The organism is Pseudomonas tehranensis, assembly GCF_014268615.1.
GTDB lineage: Bacteria > Pseudomonadota > Gammaproteobacteria > Pseudomonadales > Pseudomonadaceae > Aquipseudomonas > Aquipseudomonas tehranensis.
This window is the reverse complement of record NZ_JABWQV010000473.1, coordinates 1-925: the sequence shown is the minus strand read 5'-3', so window position 1 is coordinate 925 and position 925 is coordinate 1. Positions and strand designations below refer to the sequence as shown.

The window sequence follows — 925 nt, the reverse complement described above, 5'->3', positions numbered from 1 at the left end:
AGCGGGGATAAATCCCCTCGCCACAAAAAGCCTCTCACCCGCAATCTGTATAGAAGTTGTAACTGTGCGAACCCACCCATAAAAGCTAGAGTCTTATCCTTCACGCAGGCCCGGACCTCACCCCTGCGCCTCATCCCAAGGAGCTTTCATGCACACGTTCAGTCGTCACGCCGCCCTGCTCGCCTTAAGCCTCGGCACCGTCGCCAGCCTGCCGGCCCTGGCCGCCGATGAGCTTCACTACAACCAGATTTCCGTGCGCGCCGAAGCCAGCCAGGAAGTCGCCCGCGACCTGATGATCGTCACCCTCTACACCGAGGAACAAAACACCGACCCGGCCAAACTCGCCGCTGCCATCAGCACCACGCTGAACAAAGCCATCGGCCAGGCCAAGCAGGTCAAAGACATCACCCTGCGCCAAGGCAGCCGCAACAGCTACCCGGTCTACGACAACAAAGGCCAGAAAATCACCGGCTGGCGCGAGCGTGCTGAACTGCGCCTGGAAAGCGCCGACTTCGCGGCCTTGTCCAAACTCACTGGCGAGTTGCTCACCGATATGAAAATGGCCGGCATGGACTTCGCCATCTCCACCGCCACCCGCCAGACCAGCGAAGACGCCCTGCTCAAGGACGCTGTCAACGCCTTCAAGGCCCGCGCCCAACTGGCCACCGAGGCCCTGGGCGGCAAGGGTTACAAAATCGTCAACCTGAACCTCAACAGCAACGGTTATCCACAGCCCTACATGCGCCCGCAAATGATGATGAAAGGCGCGTCCATGGATGCTGAATCCGTGACGCCTGAAGTCGAAGCAGGCACCAGCAAAGTGAACATGACGGCGGATGGAGTGGTTGAGGTGTTGATGCAGTAATGGTGGGCAGTGGGTTCAGCCTCGGCGCCCCCCGTGGCGAGGGAGCTTGCTCCCGCCGGG

The 925-nt window shown here is 60.8% G+C and carries 1 protein-coding gene; it reads left to right on the top strand.

The window, feature by feature from the left end; all coding sequences use genetic code 11:
* Window positions 1-148 precede the first annotated feature (148 nt).
* Complete coding sequence (locus HU811_RS27035; protein ID WP_186659175.1) at window positions 149-865, top strand: SIMPL domain-containing protein; 717 nt, start codon at window positions 149-151, stop codon at window positions 863-865.
* Window positions 866-925: the final 60 nt, after the last annotated feature.